This window comes from Microbacterium allomyrinae (assembly GCF_020682705.1).
GTDB classification, from domain to species: domain Bacteria; phylum Actinomycetota; class Actinomycetes; order Actinomycetales; family Microbacteriaceae; genus Microbacterium; species Microbacterium allomyrinae.
This window is the reverse complement of record NZ_JAGTTN010000008.1, coordinates 34041-55500: the sequence shown is the minus strand read 5'-3', so window position 1 is coordinate 55500 and position 21460 is coordinate 34041. Positions and strand designations below refer to the sequence as shown.

The following is a 21460-nucleotide window of genomic DNA, read 5'->3' as shown; positions in this document are numbered from 1 at the left end:
TCATCAGACTCACAGCGAAACCATCGTTCACCTTCTCGCCTGTGTCGCCGCGCGGGGTTATGTTGGTCCCGTCCCTGAGGTTGACGAAGGGCATCGCGGCGATCCGGGCGGTCCCGGGCACCGGCTCATATCCGGTTGCGTTGCGGGTTCGACTCCCGCCGTCGCGTCCACATTCGGAACGTGCGATCCGTCGCCGACCGCTCGTCCCGAGACGATCCCCGCCGACGGAACACTGCTAGGTATGGGCATGCTCCGATCGGCCGGTCTCAGTGCGAGCGCTGTCGCGACAGCGATCCTGCTGATCGGGTGTGCGGCGAACTCGACGATCCCCGCAGAAGCCCCGGGTGCGGTGTCGGGGTGGAGCCGGGCGGATGATTTCCCCCTGAGCGCGCGGACCGAGCCGACCCTCGGCTGGTCGGGTTCGGAGGTTCTCGTCATCGGCGGCGATACGGGACCGCCGTGTCCGCGTACCGCGGATTGCGGTTGGACAGCGCTCGCCCGCGATGGTGCCGCATTCGACCCGATCTCGGGCACCTGGCGAGAGATCCGCGACGCTCCCATCGAGATCCCTCCGTCATCTGCGGCGTTCGTGAGCGATCGGCTCTTCATCTCCGTCGTCGGGGCGACGGGCGAGGTCTCCCTCGTGTCGTACGACGTCCACGCGGATCGATGGAACACGTGGGATACGCCCGACAGGCTCCCGCGCGCACTGGTCGCGGACGGCGATCGGGTCCTGTTCGTGTCGGGAACCGACGAGCAGGGCATTTCGGCAGACCTCGTGCTGGACGTGATGTCGGGCGAATGGTCCGAGCTGCCGCCGGATCCGCTCGGTCCGGCTTTCGACCGCACGATCACGGCGACTCCCGCGGGTCTGGTCCTCACAGCCAAGGAGCTTGTCGCCGCCCCCGGATCCGACGGCCCTTCCCTCACGACCGCGGCCCTCTATGACAGGCAGACCGGCGGATGGTCGCGGCTGCCCGACACCGGCCAGATCGGCGGATGGCACTGGATGTGGACGGGAAGTCGCCTCGTGGACCCACAGTTGGGCGGTGCAGACGGAGGCCGAGTAGGCAACTGGCAGCGCACCTATCCGTACGGCGGATCACTTGCATTGCCGACAGGCGCATGGTCGCCCCTGCCGGATCCACCCGAACCTCTGCAGAACGCCTGGCTCAGAGATGTGGTGACATCATCCGGCCGATTCGCGCTCAGCGATGGTTACCTGTACGACGATGCGCTGTCGAGCTGGACTGCGGTCGGCGAGCCGGAGGATGCTCAGCACGACGGAGGACCAGCGATCTGGGCCGCTGAGAAACTGGTAGTGGTCGGCGAGACCGACGGGACCGCTTCAGGCGGAACGGTGAGCAGGACGACCTGGATCTACACGCCGCCTCCCGAACGGCACCGATGACTTCGCCCCTGCCCACGCTCGGACGGACGGCATACTGGGTGTCCTATCTACCGCCGGGGGAACCATGCGACGTAGCCGTCTGACCGCGGCGACCATCGCCACCGCCGCGCTCCTGGCCATCGTCGGCTGCGCCTCCGCTGAGCCTGCGAGTGCGCCCATGCCCGCGAGCGCATCCGACGGGTTCCTCTGCGGTGGCGTGTCGATCTCCCCAGACGCCGTCGATGCACGTGTTCCGCTCAGCGATCTCGACAGCGACGCCCGCACCGCGCTCACGGAAGCGACGTGGGACGACGGTCTTCCTCTAGAGCTCGTCGAGGACGATTGGTATCTGGCTGCCGCCGCCGAAGACTCCGTCACCGTCCTCCGCGACGTGGAAGTCGCACCGGATCCGGCGTCGCCGGCAATCGCTCCCGATCACGAGGTGCTGATCGTCTCGCGGATGGACGACGCGTCGAACCTGCCGCCCGGTTGGTACGTCTCTCGCAGCGATGACTGTGCACTCACGCTCGATCTCGGAGAGCGGAGCGTTCCCGCGATCGCCTTCGCCACACCGCCCGACCCGGAATCGAGCACCCTGCACCTGCTCGTCACCGAGCAGACCTGCAACTCGGGTGCGGATGCCCAGGGGCGCATCGAGATCGTCAGTCTCGTCGAGACCGGTGAGCAGGTGGGCCTCGTCCTCGGGGTGCGGCCGCGGACGGGCGGACAGGACTGTCCCGCCAATCCCGCGACCCCGTTCACCGTCACGCTCTCCGCCCCTCTCGGTGAGCGGACCATCCTGGACGCGGGTCTTGCCGTTCCTCGCCCGATAGCGCTCGTCGGCCGATAACTCCCGGCGGACGAGCGCCCCCGGCATCCGCAGCCGAGCTATCGTCCCGGCGATCGTTATTCGTCGGCGGGAGGTCAGACCCATGAACGCAATTTCCGCACTGGGTGCTCCCCCGCGACGCAAAGCCCTCGTCAAGCCGCTACTCGAGTTCTGGCACTGACGCCCTCGACCGAGCGACGCATGCCCCGCGTCAGGCGACCGACGTCTCGTTTCAGGTGCGGGCGGGCGAGCGATTCTCCGCGCTGACCATCCACGCGAACTGCTCCAGCTTCTCGATGATCGCGTGCAGGATGTCGGCGCTGGTGGGATCTTCCTCATCCACCGCGTCGTGAACCTCGCGCATCGTCGATACCGTCGCCTCCAGCCGGACCGTGACGAGATCGACGGTTTCGGAGGTGTCGATCTCGCCCTGCGGATACTCCGGGAGCGTGGTCGTCGCGGCGACAGTGTCGCTTCGCCCGTCGGGAATGGCGTGCAGCGCGCGCATTCGCTCAGCCACCGTGTCGCTGAATTCTCGTGCCGCCTCGATGATCTCATCGAGTTGACGGTGGGTGTCGCGGAAGTTGCGGCCGACGACGTTCCAATGCGCCTGTTTGCCCTGCATCTGAAGTTCAAGGAGGTCCACCAGGACGGCCTGAAGCTTCTCGCCCAGCCCTTTCGATGCGACGAAGCCCTTCTCGGCATTCTGCCGGCGAGTGGTCTTCGCTCCCGCGCCCCCCGGAGCGGATCGCTTCGATGGACTTGTTGCGGACTGCTTGGTCGTGGCCATGGTGGACCTCCTGATAGCAGGGTAGGTGGCCGTCCCGAATGGCCTCTGGGCCTTGACATCGTGACCGTCGGCGGGCTACGCGCGGCTGGGTCCGGAGCGACGGGGTCCTCCGGCTCGGCGATCACTCCGTCCTGCGGCGGCGACGTGCGATCGCGATCCCGATCAGCACCAGCCCGGCCAGAAGGACGATCGGCCCGATCACGGCCCACAGGGCGGAGCCGCTCATCACCGAGCCGCCCAGCACATTGAGTCCCTGCAGGGTCCACACCAACCCCACAGCGCTCAGCACGATCCCCGGGACGACGAACGGCCAGATTCGCTTCACGGGGCCCACCCTAGTTCGGCGGCGTCGATCGCGGCAGAGGGGTGCACAGCGGCACTGGCGCCGGCGCCCACCCGGGAATACCGTCGGGCGATGCTGCAGAAGGTCGCCGAGGGCGTTCTCGTCCACGAGAGCGAGTTCATCCAGAGCAATTCGGTCGTCGTACCAACTGCAGCGGCTCGCTCAGAAGAAGCCGGACGCGACGCCGGGATAGCGGTTCGCCGGCTATTCGAAGCGCTCAGCCGGCAGCGGGTATGGCTGCGGGCGCAAGCGATAGTCGGATCTGGACCGCTGCCGCTCAGACTGCTCGGCCTCGCGCGTGCGGGCGGGCGGCTCCGGTTGCCGGGATCTCTCGGCATCGACACGACGTTGTTGATCGCCCATACGAGAAGCATCCGACTGTGCGGCCCTCGAATCCCAGGGGCTTGACACGGCCCCATCGCCGTGTGCGCGGCGCCCGAGGCGGCATCGACGAGCGGCTCAGTAGTGAATCCGATACCGGAGGTGCGTGACGTCGCCCTCGCCGGCCAGCACCCTGAGCCGCTCGAGTTCGCGGTGCTGCGATCCGAGGTGCTCGAACAGTCGGCGCCCCTCTCCGAGAAGAACGGGGATCAGGTGGATCTCGATCTGATCCAGCAGCCCCGCGGCGAGCGCGCGCTGCGCGGTGGCGGCACCATGCACGAGCACGTCTTTGCCGCTCGCCGCATCACGAGCCTCACGGAATGCCGCCTCGATGTCGTTCGTGTAGTGAACCGCCGACATGTCGCTCGCCCAGCCGGGGATCGCCCGGCGGCTGAGTACCCAGATCGGCACGCCGTCGTGATGATCGCCGTGCCACCCCTCGGCAGGCTCGAACGTCCCCCGTCCGGCCACGACCGCGCCGGTGGCCATGAACTCCTCGACGATCCGGGAGTTCACTCCGCCCTCGGGAGGAAACACCCACTCGTGAAGCCTGCCGCCGCCATCGCCCAGGCCGTTGACGTCGGTCTCGTTGGGTCCCGCGATGTATCCATCCAGCGACATCGACATGTAAAGCACCGTGTTGCCCATCAGCCACTCCACTCCGCCTCCATTCCGGCATTGTCCTCCTCGGATGCCGAACCGGCGAGGGGGTGGAGCACGCTGCGATCGGATGCCGGACCCCGCGACGCCGGATCGCTACGGCCTCATTCGAAGACGGGCGACAGGAATCTCCGTTCGTATCGCCGGATGCAGCCGGTGGCCTTGGCGAACTCGTACGCGCGCACGCATTCGGGATCGGTGCGTGAGGCGTGACGGTACTCCTCGTACGCGGCGAGCGAGGGGAACGTGAAGAGCGCGAAGGCTTCGTCGCTGTCGCCTTCGCTCGGCATGAAGTACCCGTGATGCGCGCCGCCGAGTCGATCGACGAGACGGATCCACGTCTGGGCGTACTCGGTGAACTCATCGAGCTTGTCGGCGTCGATCTCGTAGCGCAGGTGAACGGTGATCATGCGGCAAGTATCGCCTCGCCGCCGGGGTCCGCTCTGCCGGATCGGGCCATGCCGCCTCGACTTGGCAGGAATCCGACGACGGTGCGACCGGTGGACGTCGGACGAAATCGAAGCCCCGTCCCGGCCGAGTGATTCGACAGGAACGGGGCTTCGGGCGGCCGCAGGCGCAGCGGGCGTCAACTGATCTTGCGCCGATAGATCGACATCGCGATGAAGTACGAGACGACGAGGATGCCGACGCACCAGGCGAGCGCGACCCAGATGTCTGTGCCGATCGGCTGCTGGGAGAAGATCGCGCGGATCGTGTCGACGATCGAGGTCACCGGCTGGTTCTCTGCGAACCACTGCACCGGAGCAGGCATCGAATCGGTCGGCACGAACGCCGAGCTGATGAACGGCAGGAAGATCAGCGGGTACGAGAACGCGCTCGCACCGTCCACGGTCTTCGCCGACAGTCCCGCGATCACCGCGATCCACGTCAGCGCCACGGTGAACAGGATCAGGATGCCGGCCACCGCGAGCCAGTCCAGCAGGCTCGCGCCGGTGCGGAACCCCATGATCAGGGCGACACCGACGACGATGACGAGCGAGACCAGGTTCGCCACGAGCGAGGTGAGTACATGCGCCCACAGGGTGGCCGAGCGAGCGATCGGCATGGACTGGAACCGCTCGAAGATCCCGCCCTGCATGTCGAGGAAGAGGCGGTACGCGGTGTACGCGATGCCCGACGCGATCGTGATGAGAAGGATGCCGGGCAGCATGTAATCGATGTACGACTCCTGCGTGCCGGTGTCGATCGCTCCGCCGAAGACGTAGACGAACAGCAGCATCAGCGCGACCGGGGTGACGGCGGTGGTGATGATGGTGTCGGGGCTGCGCAGGATGTGACGCAGCGACCTGCCGGTGAGTACGGCGGTGTCGCCGATGGCGTGTGCGGTCATCGTCCTTCCTTCCGTGTCGTGGCGGCGTCGCTCTCTGCGTCGTCGCCGGTGTCAGGCGTGTCGTCCTCGCCGGTGAGGGCGAAGAAGACGTCCTCGAGACTCGGCTGCTTCTCGATGTACTCGACCTTCGCCGGAGGCAGCAGCTGCTTCAGCTCGGCGAGGGTGCCGTTGACGATGATGCGGCCCTTGTGCAGGATCGCGATCCGGTCGGCGAGCTGTTCCGCTTCTTCGAGGTACTGCGTCGTGAGCAGCACCGTGGTGCCGCCACGGGCGAGCTGCCGGACGGCATCCCACACCTCGAGGCGTGCCTGCGGGTCCAGGCCCGTCGTGGGCTCGTCCAGGAAGATGACCGACGGCTCGCCGATGAGGCTCATCGCGATGTCGAGGCGTCGGCGCATGCCGCCCGAGTAGGTCGCGACCTTGCGCGAGCCCGCATCGGTGAGCGAGAAGCGGGCGAGCAGGTCATCGGCGATCCTGCCGGGATCCTTCAGGTGCCGCAGCTGCGCGATCAGAACCAGATTCTCGCGACCGCTGAGGACCTCGTCCACGGCGGCGAACTGCCCGGTGAGGCTGATCGTCTCACGCACGCTCTGGGCCTGTGCGGCGACGTCGAACCCGGCGACCACGGCGGCTCCGGCATCCGCCTTGAGAAGCGTCGACAGGATCCGCACGACCGTGGTCTTGCCGGCGCCGTTCGACCCGAGCAGCGCGAAGATGCTCCCTCGCGCCACCTCGAAGTCGACGCCGCGCAGCACATGCAGCTCCTTGTACGACTTCTCCAGCCCCCGCACCTGGATGACTGCATCGCCTGTCATTTCTGCTCACCTCGTTCGGCATCCTCGATCGCCTTGTTCAGGCGCGCGCGCTCCTTGTCGATCCACTGCTTGCTCGAATAGGCCCGCGCAAAGCTCTCGGCGAACTCGACGGGGTCGTGGCCGACGATCTCGCGGACCGGCGTGCCGTCGACGGCCGCGCGCTCCCACAGGTCTGCGGAGTCGCCCAGCATCGTCATCATGGTGTCGCCGTCGGTGACGCCGCCGTAGTACATGAGGTACCGGTCGATCGCCTTCGCGGCGGCACGGTACGGCTCGGCCAGGCCCTCGATGCGGGCCTTGTACTGCCGGTACTGCTTCTTCTGCTCGAGCGACCCGGTCAGGGTCTCGATCCATTTGGCGGCCATGATCACTTCTCTCCTTGGGTGTGTGCGTCGTGGAGCTGTTCGATGCGTTCTGCGAGGAAGCTCCACGTCCCCCAGAACTCTGCGAGCTGTTCGCGCCCGGCCGCGTTGAGCGAATACACCTTGCGCGGCGGGCCCTTCTCGGAAGGCACCTTCTCCACGTCCACGAGGCCCCTCTGCTCGATGCGGACGAGCAGCGCATAGACCGTGCCTTCGACGATGTCTGCGAAGCCCTGCTCGCGCAGCCTCGCCGTGATCTCATATCCGTACGCAGGACGCACGGACAGGATCGCGAGCACGATGCCCTCGAGCGTGCCCTTGAGCATCTCCGTCATCTGATTGCCCATCGCTCACCTCCGATCTACTCAGTGTTGCTGACTACCAGTAGACGGTAACACTAAGTACCGGTAGTTAGCAACACTGATTAGTGAGATTTCCGGCAGGAACGCGAACGGCCCCCTGCGCCGAGCGCAGGGGGCCGTGTCGGGCCGAGGAGGAGGCAGGCTGCGCTAGAGAAGACCCCGCCGCGCGAGCTCGGGCCGCACGCCCTCGGCGAACCAGTACGCCTCTTCGAGGTGGGGGTAGCCCGAGAGCACGAACTCCGAGAACCCGTGCTCGTAGTACTCCTCGATCAGGCCGGCGACCTCTTGGTAGCTGCCGACCAGGGCGGTGCCCGCACCCCCGCGCACCAGTGAGACTCCCGCCCACAGACCGGGGTGGATCTGCAGATCCGTCCGGGCGGTCCCGCCGTTGGTGAGAGCGGTCTGGCGCTGCTGGCCCACCGACTGGGAACCCGCGAGCGCCGCTCGGCGACGCGCGAGCTGCTCGGGGTCGATGTCGGCCACCAGCGCATCGGCGATGGCCCACGCCTCGTCCGAGGTCGGACGCGCGATCACGTGGAGCCGGATGCCGTAACGCAGCGTCCTGCCGCGCTCCGCAGCCCGATCGCGCACACGGGCGATCTTCTGCGCCGCCTGCGTCGGCGGCTCGCCCCACGTCAGGTAGACGTCCGCGTGCTCGACCGCGACCTCGATCGCCGCGTCGGACGACCCGCCGAGGTAGATCGGCGGCGCCGCGGCAGGGGGCGTGATGTACGCATCTTCGAGCTGGAAGAACTCGCCCTCGTGCGTCACGCGCTCGCCCGCCCAGAGCCGGCGCAGGATGCCGAGGTACTCGGCCGCACGCCGGTAGCGGTCGTCGTGCCCGACGTGATCGCCGAAGCGCCGCTGCTCGACGTCCTCGCCTCCCACCACGACGTTGACGCGGAGCCGCCCACCACTGATGTTCTGGAACGTCGCAGCGATCTGCGCCTGAAGCGTCGGCGAGACGAGGCCGGGGCGCACCGCGATGAGGTAGTCGAGCGTGCGCGTGTGCTGCGTGAGCGCGGTGGCCGCCGTCCAGCTCTCCTCGTTGCCGCTGCCCGCGGGAACGAGGACGGCCTCGTATCCCAGGTGCTCGGCGGCGCGGGCGATCTGCGAGAGGTACGAGATGTCGGCCGGGCGCTGGGCCAGCGGCCGGTGAAGCGGATCGTTGTTGGTGGCGCTTCCCAGGCTGATGTCGGTGCGCGAGTCACCCGTCAGCGGCAGGAACCAGTCCAGGATGACGGGGGCCTGTCGCCGCGATTCGTCGTGAGTCACTCGGTGCTCCTCGCCATGATCGTCCGAGACTACGACGAGGAGAGTCCGCGCGACGACAGAATGGCGCGCAGGCGTTCGCGCCCGTGCAGGGCCGACGCGCTGCGCACCCGTGCCACGACGGCATCGAGCCAGCCGCCGGCGCGCCCCTGCGACTCGTTGAAGCGCCGCAGGGTCCGGTCGTATCCTTCGAGATCCTGCGGCACTCCCGCCCGGTATCGCTCGTCGTGGCGCACCACGACCTGCGGAAGGCGCGGCTTCACCTGGGAACGGTCGTCGGCACGGGGCCACCCGAGGGCGACGCCCACCACGGGGAACGCGGCGTCGGGCAGATCGAGCAGGGCCGACAGCTCACCGGGGTGGTTGCGCACGGCGCCGACGAAGACGGCGCCCAGCCCCAGAGCCTCTGCCGCGACGATGGCGTTCTGCGCGGCGATGGCCGCGTCGATCGTGGCGACCAGCGTGCTGTCGAGAAAGCCGATCCCCTCGGATGCCTCGTCACGGCCCCGCGCGATCGCCGCGCCGCGCGCCCAGTCGGCGACGAAGATCAGGAAGACCGGGGCATCGCGGATGAACTGCTGGTCGCCGGCGAGAGTCGCCGCGGCGCTCTTGTGCGCCTGATCCCGCACCACGACGACGCTCCACGACTGGAGGTTGGACGACGTGGACGCCGACTGGGCCGCGGCGACGAGCGTGTCGACGATCGCCTCGTCCAGCGGTGCGCTGTCGAACGCGCGCACGGAGCGATGCTCGAGAAGACGCCGGATGGTCCCCGCCTGGTCGAGGTGCAGCGCGGCGTCGGCGGCACCGTCGCCGTAGCGGCCGTCCAGGAGCGCGGCGTGTCCGGCCGCGGCGGAATCGATGACCTGTGCCATGGCAAGAGTCTCGCGGCTCGCGCGAGAGCGTCGGCATGGCACGGAAACCTGCCGAAATGTGCGGGTGGCGGCGCCCGCACCCGCGAAACGCCACGGCGTGTGCGACGCGCGGGACGCGGCATCCCACAATGGACGAGTGCCCATCATCGACAACGCCGTGTACGTCGCCGGCCACCGCATCGAGAACCCGGCGAGCCTCGACGCCACCTTCGAGTACATGCGCGACCGCGGCGGGATGGCGTGGATCGGGCTCTTCCGGCCCACTCCCGAAGAGATCCACCAGGTCGCGGCGGAGTTCGCGCTGCACGCGCTCGCGGTCGAGGACGCCCTCAGCGGGCACCAGCGCTCGAAGCTGGAGCGGTACGGCGACAACCTGTTCGCGGTACTCCGGCCCGCACGCTACCTCGACGCGGAGGAGACGGTCGAGTTCGGCGAGCTGCACGTCTTCGTCGGTCCCGACTTCGTCGTCACGATCCGCCATGCCGAGTCGCCCGATCTCGCACGAGTGCGACGACGCCTCGAAGGCAACCCCGAACTGCTCGCCCGCGGGCCGGAGGCCGTGCTGTACGCGATCTTCGACGAGGTCGTGGACGAGTACCAGCCGGTGATCGCCGGTGTCGAGAACGACATCGATGAGATCGAGGACGCCCTGTTCCTGCACGGCGACGCCGCCCTCTCGCAGCGGATCTACGAGCTCTCGCGCGAAGTCATCGCCCTGCAGCGCGCGATCCAGCCGCTGCCCGAGATTCTCGTGGCGCTGCTGCGCGGCGGCGACAAGTACGGCGTCGACATCGAGCTGCAGCGATCCCTCCGCGACGTCCAGGACCACGTGCTGCGCATGATCGACCGTGTCGACGCGTTCAAGGCGATCCTCGACAACGCGCTCACCGTCCACGCGACACTCGTCACACAGCGCCAGACCGACACGGCACTCGCGCAGAACGAGCAGGTCAAGAAGATCTCGGCCTGGGCGGCGATCCTTTTCGGTCCGACACTCGTCGGCACCGTGTACGGCATGAACTTCGACTACATGCCCGAGCTGCACTGGGTGATCGGGTATCCGCTGGCACTCGCCCTCATGGCGGCGACGAGCGTGACGCTCTACCTGGTCTTCCGCCGCAGTCATTGGCTGTGAGGCCTTGCCGGTGTCCGGCCCCGGTGATTTCCTGAGGGAATGAACACCGCCCTCTCCGCCGACGGCACCCGGATCGCATACGACCAGATCGGTGACGGCCCCATCGTCGTCATCGTCAACGGGGCGTTGTCCAGAGCCACGGATGCCGGAGGACTCGCGGCAGCGCTCGCGGACGCGGGCCTGCGCGCCGTCACGTGGGATCGACGCGCCCGCGGCTCCAGCGGCGACGCGCCCGGATCCACACCCGAGCGCGAGGCCGAGGATCTCGCCGCCGTCATCGATGCCGTCGGCGGCGGCGCCTCGGTGCTCGGGCACTCGTCCGGCGCGATCCTCGCCCTGTTCGCTGCGTCGCTCGGCGTGCCGATGCACTCTCTGCTCCTCTCCGAGCCGCCGCTGCGGTTCGGAGTCGACGAGCCCTCCGACGACCTCGCCGAACGTCTTCAGCGACTGATCGACGACGGCCGGCCCGACGAGGCGGTCGTCACGTTCCAGCTCGAGAGCGTCGGGCTGCCGCGCGAGATGGTCGACGGCATCCGTGCGAGCGACCAGTTCGCCGCCCTGGTTCCGCTCGCGCAGTCCACCGTCTACGACACGGCTCTCGTGCACCTCGTCTCGACGCCCACCCCCGAGATGCTCGCGGTCACGCAGCCCGTGACGGTGATCCGCGGCGAGCAGACCTTCCCGGTGCTGGTCGCCGCCGCCGACCGTCTCGCCGCCGCGATCGACGGCGCCGAGCTCGTCGTGGTGCCCGAGTCGGTCATGCATCGCCCCGACCCGGCCGCCACCGCCCGCGTCGTACGGGATCGGGTGAGCTGACCGCTCAGGCGATGCGCGTGCCCTTCGGGAGACGCCCCGCGGGGGTGCGGGTGCGAGCCCACGCCCACCACATCAGTCCGGCCGCGAGCAGCACCTGCAGGCTCAGACCGACGAACCAGCTCGGCGTCGACTGCATGATGATCTCTTCCGGCGTCGGGGAATCCTCGGGCACCTCGCGTGAGCAGTCGTCCCACCTCTGCTCCAGATCGGGCGGCTGCTGAGCCATGCGCACCCCGGTCTTGATCTGCCCGAACAGGTCGACGGGTGAGCCGTACTGGTTGAACTGCGTCGGCGTGGCGTCGGCGAGGATCACGAAAGGGTTCGCGGCGAGCAGCCACCACACATGGTCGAACCGGGGAACCTCGTACGTCGAGACCTGCCATTCGCCGCACGTGATCTCGGCGTCCTCGTCGCAGGGGTATTCCCCGGACGACTCCTCCCCCGGCATGCAGGGGAAGGTGTCGCCCTGGTACTCGTCGTAGTTGTATGAGCGATAGTGGCTCGTGGCCTCGGAACGTACCGAGAATCCCACCAGCGCGAACGCCACGACCGTGCCGATCACGAGCCCCGCGACCACCAGATAGGTCGTCGCGACCGAGAACAGGGGGCGTGACAGGATGCCGCTGAGCGCGACGCCGATCGCGGCGATCACACCGACCTCGATCACGAGAACGAGCAGCGAGATCGCGATCGTCGCCGCATCGCCGCCGCCCACGATGGTCGCACCCAAGAGGAAGGGCGCGGCCACCGCGACGAACGCGAGGCCCGTGATCCATGCCGCCAGGAACTTGCCGATCAGGATCTCGGCGGTCGTCGCGAGCGTGACCTGCACCGGAGCGAGGGTGGCGGCATCCCGATCGCCGTTGATCGCATTGCCGCTCAGTGTGGGCGAGACGAGCACGATGAGCAGCAGCGTGATGTAGACGATCGTCGAGTAGATCGCGGCGCCCGGGTCTTCGGTGGAGCCCCACGCAAGGAAAGACAGCGCCGTCACGATGATCAGCAGGAGCGCGAACACACCCAGCAGCACGTACCAGGCGACGCTGCGGGTGCGTTGCGTCAGCTCGAGGCTGACGATCGTGCCGAGTCGCTGGCCGCTCACGATGTCGCCCCCTTGTCGTCGCCGGCCGTGGTTTCGGAGTCGCCGGATGCGTCGACGGGCGGTTCGGCGGGCGGCGCAGGCGGCGCGGGCGGCGCAGGTTCCACGGGCGCCGTGGGCTGCGGTGGTGCGCCCTGTGCCCCGGCGGGCGGGGCGGGCTGCGCGAACGCGGGCGGTCTGCCATCACCGAGATCGAGGAAGGTCCGTTCGAGAGTGCCCTGCGCGGCGGCGAATTCCGCGACACCGACCCCGGCGGCGATGAGCTCTCGCAGAGCCGCAGCCGCGGCATCCTCCGATTCGAACGACACCACGGCGTCACGGCGGTCGACGCGTACGGCAGTGGCGGGCAACGCGAGGGCTGCGCTCACCTGCTCGGCCGCGACGGATGCCTCGACGCCGGCGACGCGCACGCGCCATGGACGTGCGCGGCGAGCGGCCGCCTCGACCCTGCCCGGATCGACCCTCTCGCCGGCGACCAGGAACACGGCGTCGTCCACGACCTCTTCGAGTTCCGACAGGATGTGGCTCGACACGAGCACCGTGCGCCCCTCGGCGGCCAAGCGCCGCAGCAGCACACGCAGGTCGATCCGCGCCTGAGGGTCGAGCCCCGAGGCTGGTTCGTCCAGGAGCAGCACCTGCGGTTCGTGTACCAGTGCGCGGGCCAGGCCCAGACGCTGCTTCTGGCCGCGCGAGAGGACGCGCGCCGGCGCGTTCGCGAGGTCGAGCAGCCCGACCTCGGCGAGCAGGACGTCGGCGCGGGCGGAGGCGTCGGGCTTCGACATCCCATACAGCCGCGCCGTGACCACCAGCGTCTCGCGCGACGAGAGCGTGCCCCACGCGCCGAGCGCATCGGGCATCCAGCCGAGCATCGCCCGGGCAGCCTGGGGATCTGCGACAGGATCGACGCCGCCTAGGCGGATCGACCCCGCGTCGGGGGCCAGGAGCGACGCGAGCATCAGCAGAAGCGTCGTCTTGCCCGAGCCATTGGGGCCGACGAGGCCGGTGACGCGGCCCGCGTGCGCCCGGAGCGTCACGTTGCGCACCGCCTGGACCTCACCGAACGCGCGGCGCACGCCGTCGACGGCGATGCCAGGAGTGATCATGGTCTGCGTGGTCACGCGCCCCACCCTAGCGGCGTCCCCCAACGACTCCGCGAAGTTCGGGTGTCACAACACGCGGCATCGCGGGAAGCGAACCCGCGTGTTGCGACACCCGAAGCGAGGAACGCCGGCACGACGCTCAGGAGCGGAAGAACGCCACGCCGAGATCGGGGTGGTCGACGAACACGCCGTCGATGCCGGCATCGCGGATCACCGCCCATTCGGCCTCCCAGTCGCCGAACGCCGCCGCGCCGCCCCGGCCGCGGAACTGACCGATCAGGAAGTTGTTCTCGGGCCGGCAGGTCCACGTGAACACCCGCAGCCCGCGCGCGTGGGCGTCGGCGATGATCGGCGACGGCCCGGTGAGACGGCCGAGCTTGTCGGGGGCGAGGATCATGCGCTTGTCGACGCTGATGCCGTCGACCCGGCCCACGAGGGCGTCCAGTCCCGCCGGATGCGCGGTCTGCCGGTATGTGAGAGCGGCCTTGCCCTGCGCCGTCGCGAGGTCGAACGGTCGTCCCGCCGCCTCGAGCAGGTAGATGTACGCGGCCGGGATGCCCCGTTCCTGCAGCGCGTAGAGCACGGTCGACTCGAAGGCCTCGATCGTGAGCGGCAGCTCACCAGCCGCCCAGCGGGCCTCTCGCAGCTCCGCGTCGACGAGCGCCGCGACATCCCACCCGATCGATGCGAAGTAGGTCACGTGCTTGATCTCGAGCACCACGCCGATCTCGCGGCCCTGGTCGAGCGAGGCGTTTCGTACGGCGTCGAGCACGTCGCGAAGCCGCAGGACGGGCTGCTCGTCGTCGAAGCTGGCGCTCGATGCACGCAGCTTCGGCAGCCGCTCGCGGCACCGCAGCGTCGACAGCTCGTCCCACGTGAAGTCCTCGGTGAACCAGCCGGTGAGCTCGGCGCCGTCGATCGTCTTCGTGGTGCGGCGCCCGGCGAACTCCGGCCGCTCGGCGACATCCGTCGTGCCCGAGATCTCGTTCTCGTGACGGACGACCAGCACGCCGTCGCGCGAGACGACGACATCGGGCTCGACGGCATCCACCCCCATCTCGAACGCGAGATCGTACGACGACCGCGAATGCTCGGGGCGATAGCCGGGCGCACCGCGGTGTCCGATGACGAGGGGGTGGCGACGAGGCACCGTTTCAGCGTAGCCGCGGGGTCCCGTCGAGATCGCGGGGCACAGGCGCGCTCAAAGACGTCTCACAGCCGCACCCTGCCGCGGAACGCGAGCCGTCGGATATCGTTGATCAACAGCACCGTGCTGTTCAACCCCCGTGACTTGGAGTGTGAGAGCAGTGGCCCTCGACAACCCCGCGTTCAGCAACCCGGCCTTCCAGGACCCCAAGGCCGTGAAGACCTACCCGGGCGGCCGGCAGGCGGCAGGTTTGACGCCGCCCGCCGCACAGACCCAATTCGCGACGGCGCAGCACGCCGGAACGGATGCCGCGGCCAACGCTCAGCTCGAAGGCATGTACGCCGCCCCCGCGGCCGGCGCCATCGAGACCGACCGGATGTCGATCGAAGACACCGTCTGGAAGACCGTCGGCCTGTTCGCGGTCCTGCTCATCACGGCTGCGGTCGGCTGGGTGTGGACGCTCGGAGGCGTCTCGGCGACGCAGCCCAGCCAGATCTCGATCCTTCCCTGGATGCTCGGCGCACTCGGCGGATTCGTCCTGTCGCTCGTCGTGATCTTCACGTCGCGCAAGAAGGTCCGTCCCGCGCTCATCTTCGCGTACGCGGCATTCGAGGGCCTGTTCGTCGGCGGCATCTCAGCGTTCTTCGAGGTCCAGTGGGAAGGCATCGTCCTGCAGGCGAGCCTCGCGACCTTCTCGGTCGTCGGCGTGACGCTGGCGCTCTTCGCCAGCGGCAAGGTGCGCGCCTCGAAGAAGGCCACCAAGGTCTTCATGATCGCGATGCTGGGCTACCTCGTGTTCTCGCTGATCAACATCGGCCTCATGCTCTTCAACGCCCCCATCGCCGGCGGTGCTTTCGGCCTGCTGAGCCAGAAGTTCATGGGCATTCCGCTGGGCCTCATCATCGGCGTGCTCGTCGTGATCATGGCGGCGTACTCGCTCGTGCTCGACTTCGACTCGATCCAGCAGGGTGTGCGCAACGGCGCCCCCCGCCAGTACGGCTGGGTCGGCGGCTTCGGCATCATGGTGACCGTCGTCTGGCTCTACATCGAGATCCTCCGCATGATCGCGATCGTGCGCGGCAGCAACTAGCCGCTTCCCCTTCGCAGAACGGCCGTCCGGTTTCCGGGCGGCCGTTCTTCGTGCACGGCGGCTCCGAGGGCGTCCTCCGGGCGGCCGTTCTGCTGTGAGCGGAAGGGCTCGGCGGTCGCGGCATCCGCGTTCTATCGTGACCGCATGGCCGAGATCATCCCGCTGCCGACGAAGCCCGTGCCCCGCGCACCCCGCCCACCCGAACCGCTGTGGCGGGACGCCCTCGGAGATCGGCTGCGGCGCCTGAGGCACGACCGCGGCGAGCGCCTGGCCGACACCGCCGAGCGCGCCGGAGTGTCACCGCAGTATCTGTCCGAGATGGAGCGGGGCCTGAAGGAGCCGTCGAGCGAGATGATCGCCGCCGTCGCGGGCGCACTCGAGGTCACCCTCGTCGAGCTGACCGCGGCTGTCGCCGACGACCTCCGGTCGTATGCAGCCGAGCGCCCTGCGGTCGGCGGCCGGACCGCCCTCGCCCTCGCCGCCTGAGCCGGAGCTGGCCAAGCCCATTTGCCGCATCTCGCCGCATCCGGCCCGCCACGCGACCAAACGCGGCAACTGACCGCCCGGCGCGCCCGCCGCGCCCGCCGCGTTGCCGCATCTCGCCGCATCTTGCCGCATCCTGCCCCGCCACGCGACCGAACTCGGCAACTGACCGCCCGGCGCGCCCCACCCCTTTGCCGCATCTCGCCGCATCCGGCCCGCTACGCGACCACACGCGGCAACTGACCGCCCGGCGCGCCCGCCGTTTTGCCGCATCTCGCCGCATCCCACCCGCCACGCGACCACACGCGGCAACAGACCGCCCGGCGCGCCCCACCCCTTTGCCGCATCTCGCCGCATCCCATCCGCCACGCGACCACACGCGGCAACTGACCGCCCGGCGCGCCCGCCGCTTTGCCCCATCTCGCCGCATCCCACCCGCCACGCGACCACACGCGGCAACAGACCGCCCGGCGCGCCCCACCCCTTTGCCGCATCTCGCCGCATCCCATCCGCCACGCGACCATACGCGGCAACCAACCGCCCGGCGCGCCCCACCCCTTTGCCGCATCTCGCCCCATCCCACCCGCCACGCGACCACACGCGGCAACCAACCGCCCGGCGCGCCCGCCGCTTTGCCGCATCTCGCCGCATCCGGCCCCGCCACGCGACCACACGCGGCAACAGACCGCCCGGCACGCCCGCCGCTGTGCCGCATCCGGCCCGCTACGCGACCTAGTGCGGCGAGCGAAGCGTCGCCGCGCGTCCGCGCGGGCCTGGCCGCGGCATCCGGTCGTCGCTAGCGTGGGCGAGGTGAGCCCTGCGCGCAAAGAGGAGATCCTCGAGATCGAGGGGCGCGACGTGCGCGTCTCGAGTCCCGACAAGGTCGTGTTCCCCACACCGGGGCTGACGAAACTCGATGTGGTGAAGTACTACCTCGCCGTGGCCGACGGCGCGCTGCGCGGTGCCGGCGGGCGCCCCATGGTCCTCAAGCGGTTCGTGAAGGGCATCGATCAGGAGGCCTTCTTCCAGAAGCGCGTCCCCGAGAACCATCCCGACTTCATCGACACGGCCACCCTGCGGTACGCGCGGGGAACATCGGCCGAGGAGGCGGTGATCCGGGATGCCGCGGGCCTGGCCTGGGTGGTCAACCTCGGCTGCCTCGATCTCAACCCGCACCCGATCCGAGCCGAAGACCTCGACCATCCCGACGAGCTGCGGATCGACCTCGACCCGATGCCCGGGGTCGACTGGTCGCAGATCGTGGATGTCGCGTTCGTCGCCCGCGAGGTGCTCGACGACGTCGGCCTCGTCGGGTGGCCCAAGACGAGCGGGTCGAGAGGCATGCACATCCTCGTACGCATCGCACCGCACTGGGACTACAAGCAGGTGCGGCTGGCCGCCGAGACTCTCGCCCGCGAGGTCGAGAACCGCGCACCGGGACTCGCGACGGCACGATGGTGGAAGGAGGAGCGCGGCGAGAGCGTGTTCGTGGACTTCAACCAGAACGCGAAGGATCGCACCGTGGCATCCGCGTATTCGATCCGCCCGCTGCCCGACGCCCGCGTGTCGACGCCGCTCGACTGGGACGAGGTGCGCATCAGGCGCCCGGAGGAGTTCACGGTGCGGACCGTCCTCGAGCGCTACGCCGCGATCGGCGACCCGCACGCCGGGATCGACGACACCGTCGGCACCCTCGACGGACTCCTGCGACTCGCGGAGCAGCTCGGACCCGGCGAGAAGCCACCGCGAGCCGGCGATGCGGAGGGCCGGCGGCAGTCCACGATGCCGCTCATCGAGGTGGCCCGCACGAAGACCAAGCCCGAAGCGCTCGCGGCTCTCGACGAGTGGCGGGCGCAGCATCCGCTCGTCTCGGAGCAGCTGCACCCGGCCGACGTCCTCGTCGACGGCATGCGGGGTTCGAGCTCGCTCTGGTACCGGGTGCGCGTGAACCTGCAGCACGTTCCCGCGGACACGCGCCCGCCGCAGGAGGACCTCATCGCCGACTACGACCCTTGGGCGGGCAGGACCTGGCCCGGGGGCCCGCCGAGCTGAGGGCCTCATCAGCGCTTCACCAACACACCCGCCACGATCAGCGTTCGGCAAGCACGCGGTCGGCGAGACCGTATTCGACCGCCGCGGTAGCGGTGAAGATACGGTCGCGATCGGTGTCGATGCGCAGCTTCGCGGGATCCTGGCCGGTGTGCCGCGCGAGGATCTGCTCGACCTCGTCCCGCACCCGCACGAGCTCGTCGGCCTGCAGGATGAGATCCGGGATGGCGCCCCTCCCCTGGCCTGCGGGCTGATCCAGCACGACGCGAGCATGCGGCAGCACCGCGCGCTTGCCCACTGCGCCGGCCGCGAGCATCACCGCTCCGACGCCGATCGCCTGGCCGACGACGGTCGTCGCGACATCGGGGCGCACGTGCTGCATCGTGTCGTAGATGGCGAGCATCGCAGCCGGATCGCCGCCCTCGCAGTTGATGTAGAGCTGGATGTCGCGGTCCTGGCTCTCGGCGTCGAGGTGCAGCAGCTGCGCGATGAGCGCGTTAGCCACCCCCGCATCGATGCCGGTGCCGAGATACACCACCCGCTCGGACAGCAGGTGCGAGTAGACGTCCATCACCCGATCGCCACGCGGATGCTGAGCCACGACGCTCGGGATCGTATAGGAGCTCATGCCGCCACCTCGTTCGTCCTCTCGGCGGGAACGCCGAGCCCCGCCGGCCGGCGCCGCCTCGGCACGACCTGCGCGAAGTCGTCGACGATGCCGTCGATGAACCCGTAGTCGCGGGCCTCGGCCGCGGTGTACCAGCGGTCATGGAGGGAGTCTTCGAAGACGCGCTCCAGGCTCTGTCCGGTGTCTGCCGCGATGAGTCCGAGGACTGTGTCGCGTGTGTGCCGCAGGTCGTCGGCCTGCACCTCGACCTCGACCGTCGAGCCGCCGATGCCCGACGAGCCCTGGTGCATGAGGATCCGCGCGTGCGGGAGCGCGCGTCGCTTGCCCGGTGTGCCCGCAGACAGCAGGAACTGCCCCGCGCTGCAGGCGAGCCCGAGCGCGAGCGTGGCGACATCGTTCGGGATGAGCCGCATCACATCGCGGATCGCGAGCATCGAGGGGACCGAGCCGCCCGGCGAGTGGATCCAGAGCGCGATGTCGGAAGCCTCGTCTGCCGCCGCGAGGGCGAGCAGCTGCGTCGCGATCAGAGTGCCGTTGTCGTCGTCGAGCGGTCCGTCCAACACCAGCACGCGCTGATGGAACAGCTCGCGCCGCGCCTCCGCCCCGAACTGCGGGATCTTGCCTTCGTCTGTCATTCCCTCAGCCTGCGCGGTCGCGGCGGGCGCGGCATCCGAATCCGCCGCCAGCGGCTCCGCCCACGGCGGACCGTCCCCGTGCCCGGCGCCCGTGCCGGGTCGCGCGGTCGGCCCGCCACGCGCCCGTGCACGATTCAGGCTGCGCGCATCCCTGCCCGGTCGAAACCCGCGGAAATCCGCGAGAGGGCGGCGCCCCGCTGCGCGCCCAGCCTGAATCGTGTACGCCCGGGCCTGGGCGACTCGCGACATGGCAGCCTCATCGACCGGCGACCGGGACCGGGACCGGGACCGGCCAGGCTGCTGCTGCCGGGCCGAGGCGGTCCGCCGCCCGACCTCCGGCCGAGGCGGGCGCCGCACGACCTACGGGCGTCGGCGGGATGGCCCGGCGACGGCTGCCGTCAGCGCAGCGACGAGCGCCGGGCGCACGGCAGCGGGGGTGAATGCGGCGGCGGCGGGACGGGCACGTGCGGCGAGGTCGGTGCGCCGTGCGTCGTCCTGCAGCAGCCCCGTCACCGCAGCGGCGAGTCCTTCGACATCGCCTGGCGCCACGAGGACTCCGGCATCGCCGATCGCTTCGCGCGGGCCGTAGCGGGCATCGAAGGACACGACCGGCAGTCCGCGAGCCAGCGCCTCGGCGATCGAAAGCCCCTGCCCCTCGAAAGCCGTCGAGGTGAGAAGCAGCGCCGACCGGTCGAAGACGGCATCGCGCTCCGCCGTCACACCGTGCAGCGACACGGATGCGCCGAGCCCGAGATCGTCGATCAACCGCTGCAGCTCCTCGCGGAGCGGACCGTCGCCGTAGATGTCCAGACGGGCGCCGGGCAGCGTTCGGCTCACCTTCTCCCACGCCCGGATCGCAAGGTCCACGCGCTTCTGCGGGGCGAGCCGGTTCACCATGACCACGCGGCGCGGGTCCCGAGGAACGGATGTCGAAGGCTCGGCACCGAGGTCGATCGTGTTCGGCACGACGTGGAACGTTCCCGGGTCGCCGAAGTGCAGGGCCACCTCATCGCGCTGTGCCCGCGTCGGCCACAGCACCCCGTCATAGCGGTCCACCGATCCGAGCCAGCGCTCCCACAGTCCCGAGACCGGCGCCGCCGGGTCGTCGTAGGGAGCCGGCAGGTGCGAATTGTGCACGGTGTGCACGAGCCGCACTCGCGGGTCGTCCCACCCTACGAGCGCTTCACCGATCTGCCGCGACTCGCAGATCACGACGAAGAGTCGATCGGGATCGCCTGCCGCAGCACGTCGCTCGGCGGCGATGTGCGCCAGCCACGCGATGTACAGCCCTCGGAATCCCCGGACCACGCGGTCGCCACCGGATGCGTGCAGCACGACGGCCGCGTCGCGAAGGTGCCATTCGGGGTCGTTCTCGAAGACCGGGAGCGACGCGATCGGGCGGGATTCGGCATCCGGATCGAGACTCGGCTCCACAAGCGGATCGGCATCCGCCGTCACCGTCCGGTACTCGACGCCGGGCGTGCGCTGACCCGGCTCGCCCGCCGTCTGCAGCCATGCGGGTGCTGAACGGAGCTCGTCGAACAGGTTGCGGAAGCGACCGGCATCGGGCAGCAGCCCGGCGTCGACGAACGCCCGCCGCTGCGCGGCGTGCACGTCGCCGGGCTGGCCGTCGACGCTCAGCATGAGCGGCAGGCGAGCACCGGATGCCTCGAGCAGGCGTACGCGCGCCGGCACCGCGACCGCGAACCCGCCGTCGAGCCCCAGCGCGATGCGACTGCCGAGCACGACATAGTCGGCGTCGGGCAGCGTCTGGTCGTCGGCCGTCATTCGTCCATCCTCGCGTACGTCCTCGCTGCGCCGTCGATCAGGCGACCGGGAGAAACAGGG

22 protein-coding genes, 1 tRNA gene and 1 pseudogene are annotated in these 21460 nt (G+C 69.5%); 8 read left to right on the top strand and 16 right to left on the bottom strand.

What is annotated here, in order from left to right; genetic code table 11:
- Positions 1 to 94 precede the first annotated feature (94 nt).
- The 3 genes from KEC57_RS17295 (at position 95) to KEC57_RS17285 (ending at position 2240) form a co-directional block, all read left to right on the top strand.
- A tRNA-Met gene (locus KEC57_RS17295) sits at positions 95 to 170 on the top strand.
- Between the two features lie 71 nt (positions 171 to 241).
- Entirely contained in the window at positions 242 to 1411 is a 1170-nt protein-coding gene (locus KEC57_RS17290) for a Kelch repeat-containing protein (RefSeq protein WP_229385941.1), read from the top strand.
- 64 nt (positions 1412 to 1475) lie between these two features.
- The gene (locus KEC57_RS17285) at positions 1476 to 2240 is read left to right on the top strand and encodes a hypothetical protein (protein ID WP_229385940.1); all 765 of its coding nucleotides are present in this window, start codon (positions 1476 to 1478) and stop codon (positions 2238 to 2240) included.
- A gap of 211 nt (positions 2241 to 2451) precedes the next feature.
- Here KEC57_RS17285 and KEC57_RS17280 read toward each other — a convergent pair whose 3' ends face one another.
- The 10 genes from KEC57_RS17280 to KEC57_RS17235 all read right to left on the bottom strand — a co-directional run bounded on the left by KEC57_RS17280 (position 2452) and on the right by KEC57_RS17235 (position 9430).
- Positions 2452 to 3009, bottom strand: coding sequence for a Dps family protein (locus KEC57_RS17280; protein ID WP_229385939.1), 558 nt, complete (start codon positions 3007 to 3009; stop codon positions 2452 to 2454).
- Positions 3010 to 3130: 121 nt separating this feature from the next.
- A complete protein-coding gene (locus KEC57_RS17275; protein WP_229385938.1) occupies positions 3131 to 3334 on the bottom strand; it encodes a hypothetical protein in 204 nt (67 codons plus the stop codon).
- Positions 3335 to 3811: 477 nt separating this feature from the next.
- Entirely contained in the window at positions 3812 to 4393 is a 582-nt protein-coding gene (locus KEC57_RS17270; protein WP_229385937.1) for a dihydrofolate reductase family protein, read from the bottom strand.
- Positions 4394 to 4497: 104 nt separating this feature from the next.
- The gene (locus KEC57_RS17265; protein ID WP_229385936.1) at positions 4498 to 4803 is read right to left on the bottom strand and encodes an NIPSNAP family protein; all 306 of its coding nucleotides are present in this window, start codon (positions 4801 to 4803) and stop codon (positions 4498 to 4500) included.
- A 176-nt stretch (positions 4804 to 4979) separates the two neighbouring features.
- Positions 4980 to 5744 (bottom strand): ABC transporter permease, encoded by a 765-nt coding sequence (locus KEC57_RS17260; protein WP_229385935.1) that lies wholly within the window; start codon positions 5742 to 5744, stop codon positions 4980 to 4982.
- Positions 5741 to 6559, bottom strand: coding sequence for an ABC transporter ATP-binding protein (locus KEC57_RS17255; protein ID WP_229385934.1), 819 nt, complete (start codon positions 6557 to 6559; stop codon positions 5741 to 5743). The genes KEC57_RS17260 and KEC57_RS17255 overlap by 4 nt, the downstream gene beginning before the upstream one ends.
- Entirely contained in the window at positions 6556 to 6924 is a 369-nt protein-coding gene (locus KEC57_RS17250; protein ID WP_229385933.1) for a DUF1048 domain-containing protein, read from the bottom strand. The genes KEC57_RS17255 and KEC57_RS17250 overlap by 4 nt, the downstream gene beginning before the upstream one ends.
- Positions 6925 to 6926: 2 nt before the next feature.
- A complete protein-coding gene (locus KEC57_RS17245; protein ID WP_229385932.1) occupies positions 6927 to 7268 on the bottom strand; it encodes a PadR family transcriptional regulator in 342 nt (113 codons plus the stop codon).
- Positions 7269 to 7430: 162 nt separating this feature from the next.
- On the bottom strand, positions 7431 to 8558 hold the full coding sequence (locus KEC57_RS17240; protein ID WP_229385931.1) for an LLM class flavin-dependent oxidoreductase: 1128 nt from the start codon (positions 8556 to 8558) through the stop codon (positions 7431 to 7433).
- 29 nt (positions 8559 to 8587) lie between these two features.
- Positions 8588 to 9430, bottom strand: coding sequence for a nitroreductase family protein (locus KEC57_RS17235; protein WP_229385930.1), 843 nt, complete (start codon positions 9428 to 9430; stop codon positions 8588 to 8590).
- Between the two features lie 136 nt (positions 9431 to 9566).
- Here KEC57_RS17235 and corA point away from each other — a divergent pair, with 136 nt between their 5' ends.
- Together corA and KEC57_RS17225 are read left to right on the top strand one after the other, a co-directional pair.
- Positions 9567 to 10565 (top strand): magnesium/cobalt transporter CorA, encoded by a 999-nt coding sequence (corA, locus tag KEC57_RS17230; protein ID WP_229385929.1) that lies wholly within the window; start codon positions 9567 to 9569, stop codon positions 10563 to 10565.
- A gap of 39 nt (positions 10566 to 10604) precedes the next feature.
- The gene (locus KEC57_RS17225; RefSeq protein WP_229385928.1) at positions 10605 to 11381 is read left to right on the top strand and encodes an alpha/beta fold hydrolase; all 777 of its coding nucleotides are present in this window, start codon (positions 10605 to 10607) and stop codon (positions 11379 to 11381) included.
- A gap of 4 nt (positions 11382 to 11385) precedes the next feature.
- On the opposite strand, the gene KEC57_RS17220 is transcribed toward KEC57_RS17225, so the two are convergent.
- The 3 genes and pseudogenes from KEC57_RS17220 to KEC57_RS17210 all read right to left on the bottom strand — a co-directional run bounded on the left by KEC57_RS17220 (position 11386) and on the right by KEC57_RS17210 (position 14730).
- The gene (locus KEC57_RS17220; protein ID WP_229385927.1) at positions 11386 to 12483 is read right to left on the bottom strand and encodes an ABC transporter permease; all 1098 of its coding nucleotides are present in this window, start codon (positions 12481 to 12483) and stop codon (positions 11386 to 11388) included.
- Between the two features lie 173 nt (positions 12484 to 12656).
- Positions 12657 to 13583 (bottom strand): annotated as a pseudogene (locus KEC57_RS17215) (ABC transporter ATP-binding protein); the annotation flags it as partial.
- Between the two features lie 136 nt (positions 13584 to 13719).
- Positions 13720 to 14730: a glycerophosphodiester phosphodiesterase family protein gene (locus KEC57_RS17210; RefSeq protein ID WP_229385926.1), complete on the bottom strand. Its 1011-nt coding sequence runs from the start codon at positions 14728 to 14730 to the stop codon at positions 13720 to 13722.
- 157 nt (positions 14731 to 14887) lie between these two features.
- On the opposite strand from KEC57_RS17210, the gene KEC57_RS17205 reads away from it, so the two are divergent.
- The 3 genes from KEC57_RS17205 (at position 14888) to ligD (ending at position 18352) form a co-directional block, all read left to right on the top strand.
- Positions 14888 to 15817 (top strand): Bax inhibitor-1/YccA family protein, encoded by a 930-nt coding sequence (locus KEC57_RS17205; RefSeq protein ID WP_229385925.1) that lies wholly within the window; start codon positions 14888 to 14890, stop codon positions 15815 to 15817.
- A 144-nt stretch (positions 15818 to 15961) separates the two neighbouring features.
- Positions 15962 to 16303, top strand: coding sequence for a helix-turn-helix domain-containing protein (locus tag KEC57_RS17200; protein ID WP_229385924.1), 342 nt, complete (start codon positions 15962 to 15964; stop codon positions 16301 to 16303).
- A gap of 807 nt (positions 16304 to 17110) precedes the next feature.
- Positions 17111 to 18352, top strand: a complete 1242-nt coding sequence (ligD, locus tag KEC57_RS17195) for a non-homologous end-joining DNA ligase (protein ID WP_229385923.1) — start codon at positions 17111 to 17113, stop codon at positions 18350 to 18352.
- A gap of 37 nt (positions 18353 to 18389) precedes the next feature.
- Here the strand turns inward: ligD and KEC57_RS17190 are convergent, their stop codons facing one another.
- The 3 genes from KEC57_RS17190 to KEC57_RS17180 form a co-directional block, all read right to left on the bottom strand.
- The gene (locus KEC57_RS17190; RefSeq protein ID WP_229385922.1) at positions 18390 to 18977 is read right to left on the bottom strand and encodes a ClpP family protease; all 588 of its coding nucleotides are present in this window, start codon (positions 18975 to 18977) and stop codon (positions 18390 to 18392) included.
- Positions 18974 to 19612, bottom strand: coding sequence for a ClpP family protease (locus tag KEC57_RS17185; protein ID WP_229385921.1), 639 nt, complete (start codon positions 19610 to 19612; stop codon positions 18974 to 18976). Before KEC57_RS17185 ends, KEC57_RS17190 begins: the two co-directional genes overlap by 4 nt.
- Positions 19613 to 19972: 360 nt before the next feature.
- The gene (locus KEC57_RS17180; protein WP_229385920.1) at positions 19973 to 21400 is read right to left on the bottom strand and encodes a glycosyltransferase; all 1428 of its coding nucleotides are present in this window, start codon (positions 21398 to 21400) and stop codon (positions 19973 to 19975) included.
- Between the last annotated feature and the right edge of the window lie 60 nt (positions 21401 to 21460).

Coding starts and splice junctions, on each gene's coding strand:
- KEC57_RS17185 (WP_229385921.1), bottom strand. CDS start 19,612: ATGACAGACGAAGGCAAGATCCCGCAGTTCGGGGCGGAGGCGCGGCGC.
- KEC57_RS17250 (WP_229385933.1), bottom strand. CDS start 6,924: ATGGCCGCCAAATGGATCGAGACCCTGACCGGGTCGCTCGAGCAGAAG.
- KEC57_RS17265 (WP_229385936.1), bottom strand. CDS start 4,803: ATGATCACCGTTCACCTGCGCTACGAGATCGACGCCGACAAGCTCGAT.
- KEC57_RS17180 (WP_229385920.1), bottom strand. CDS start 21,400: ATGACGGCCGACGACCAGACGCTGCCCGACGCCGACTATGTCGTGCTC.
- KEC57_RS17285 (WP_229385940.1), top strand. CDS start 1,476: ATGCGACGTAGCCGTCTGACCGCGGCGACCATCGCCACCGCCGCGCTC.
- KEC57_RS17290 (WP_229385941.1), top strand. CDS start 242: ATGGGCATGCTCCGATCGGCCGGTCTCAGTGCGAGCGCTGTCGCGACA.
- KEC57_RS17280 (WP_229385939.1), bottom strand. CDS start 3,009: ATGGCCACGACCAAGCAGTCCGCAACAAGTCCATCGAAGCGATCCGCT.
- KEC57_RS17255 (WP_229385934.1), bottom strand. CDS start 6,559: ATGACAGGCGATGCAGTCATCCAGGTGCGGGGGCTGGAGAAGTCGTAC.
- KEC57_RS17200 (WP_229385924.1), top strand. CDS start 15,962: ATGGCCGAGATCATCCCGCTGCCGACGAAGCCCGTGCCCCGCGCACCC.
- KEC57_RS17190 (WP_229385922.1), bottom strand. CDS start 18,977: ATGAGCTCCTATACGATCCCGAGCGTCGTGGCTCAGCATCCGCGTGGC.
- KEC57_RS17245 (WP_229385932.1), bottom strand. CDS start 7,268: ATGGGCAATCAGATGACGGAGATGCTCAAGGGCACGCTCGAGGGCATC.
- KEC57_RS17225 (WP_229385928.1), top strand. CDS start 10,605: ATGAACACCGCCCTCTCCGCCGACGGCACCCGGATCGCATACGACCAG.
- KEC57_RS17260 (WP_229385935.1), bottom strand. CDS start 5,744: ATGACCGCACACGCCATCGGCGACACCGCCGTACTCACCGGCAGGTCG.
- KEC57_RS17235 (WP_229385930.1), bottom strand. CDS start 9,430: ATGGCACAGGTCATCGATTCCGCCGCGGCCGGACACGCCGCGCTCCTG.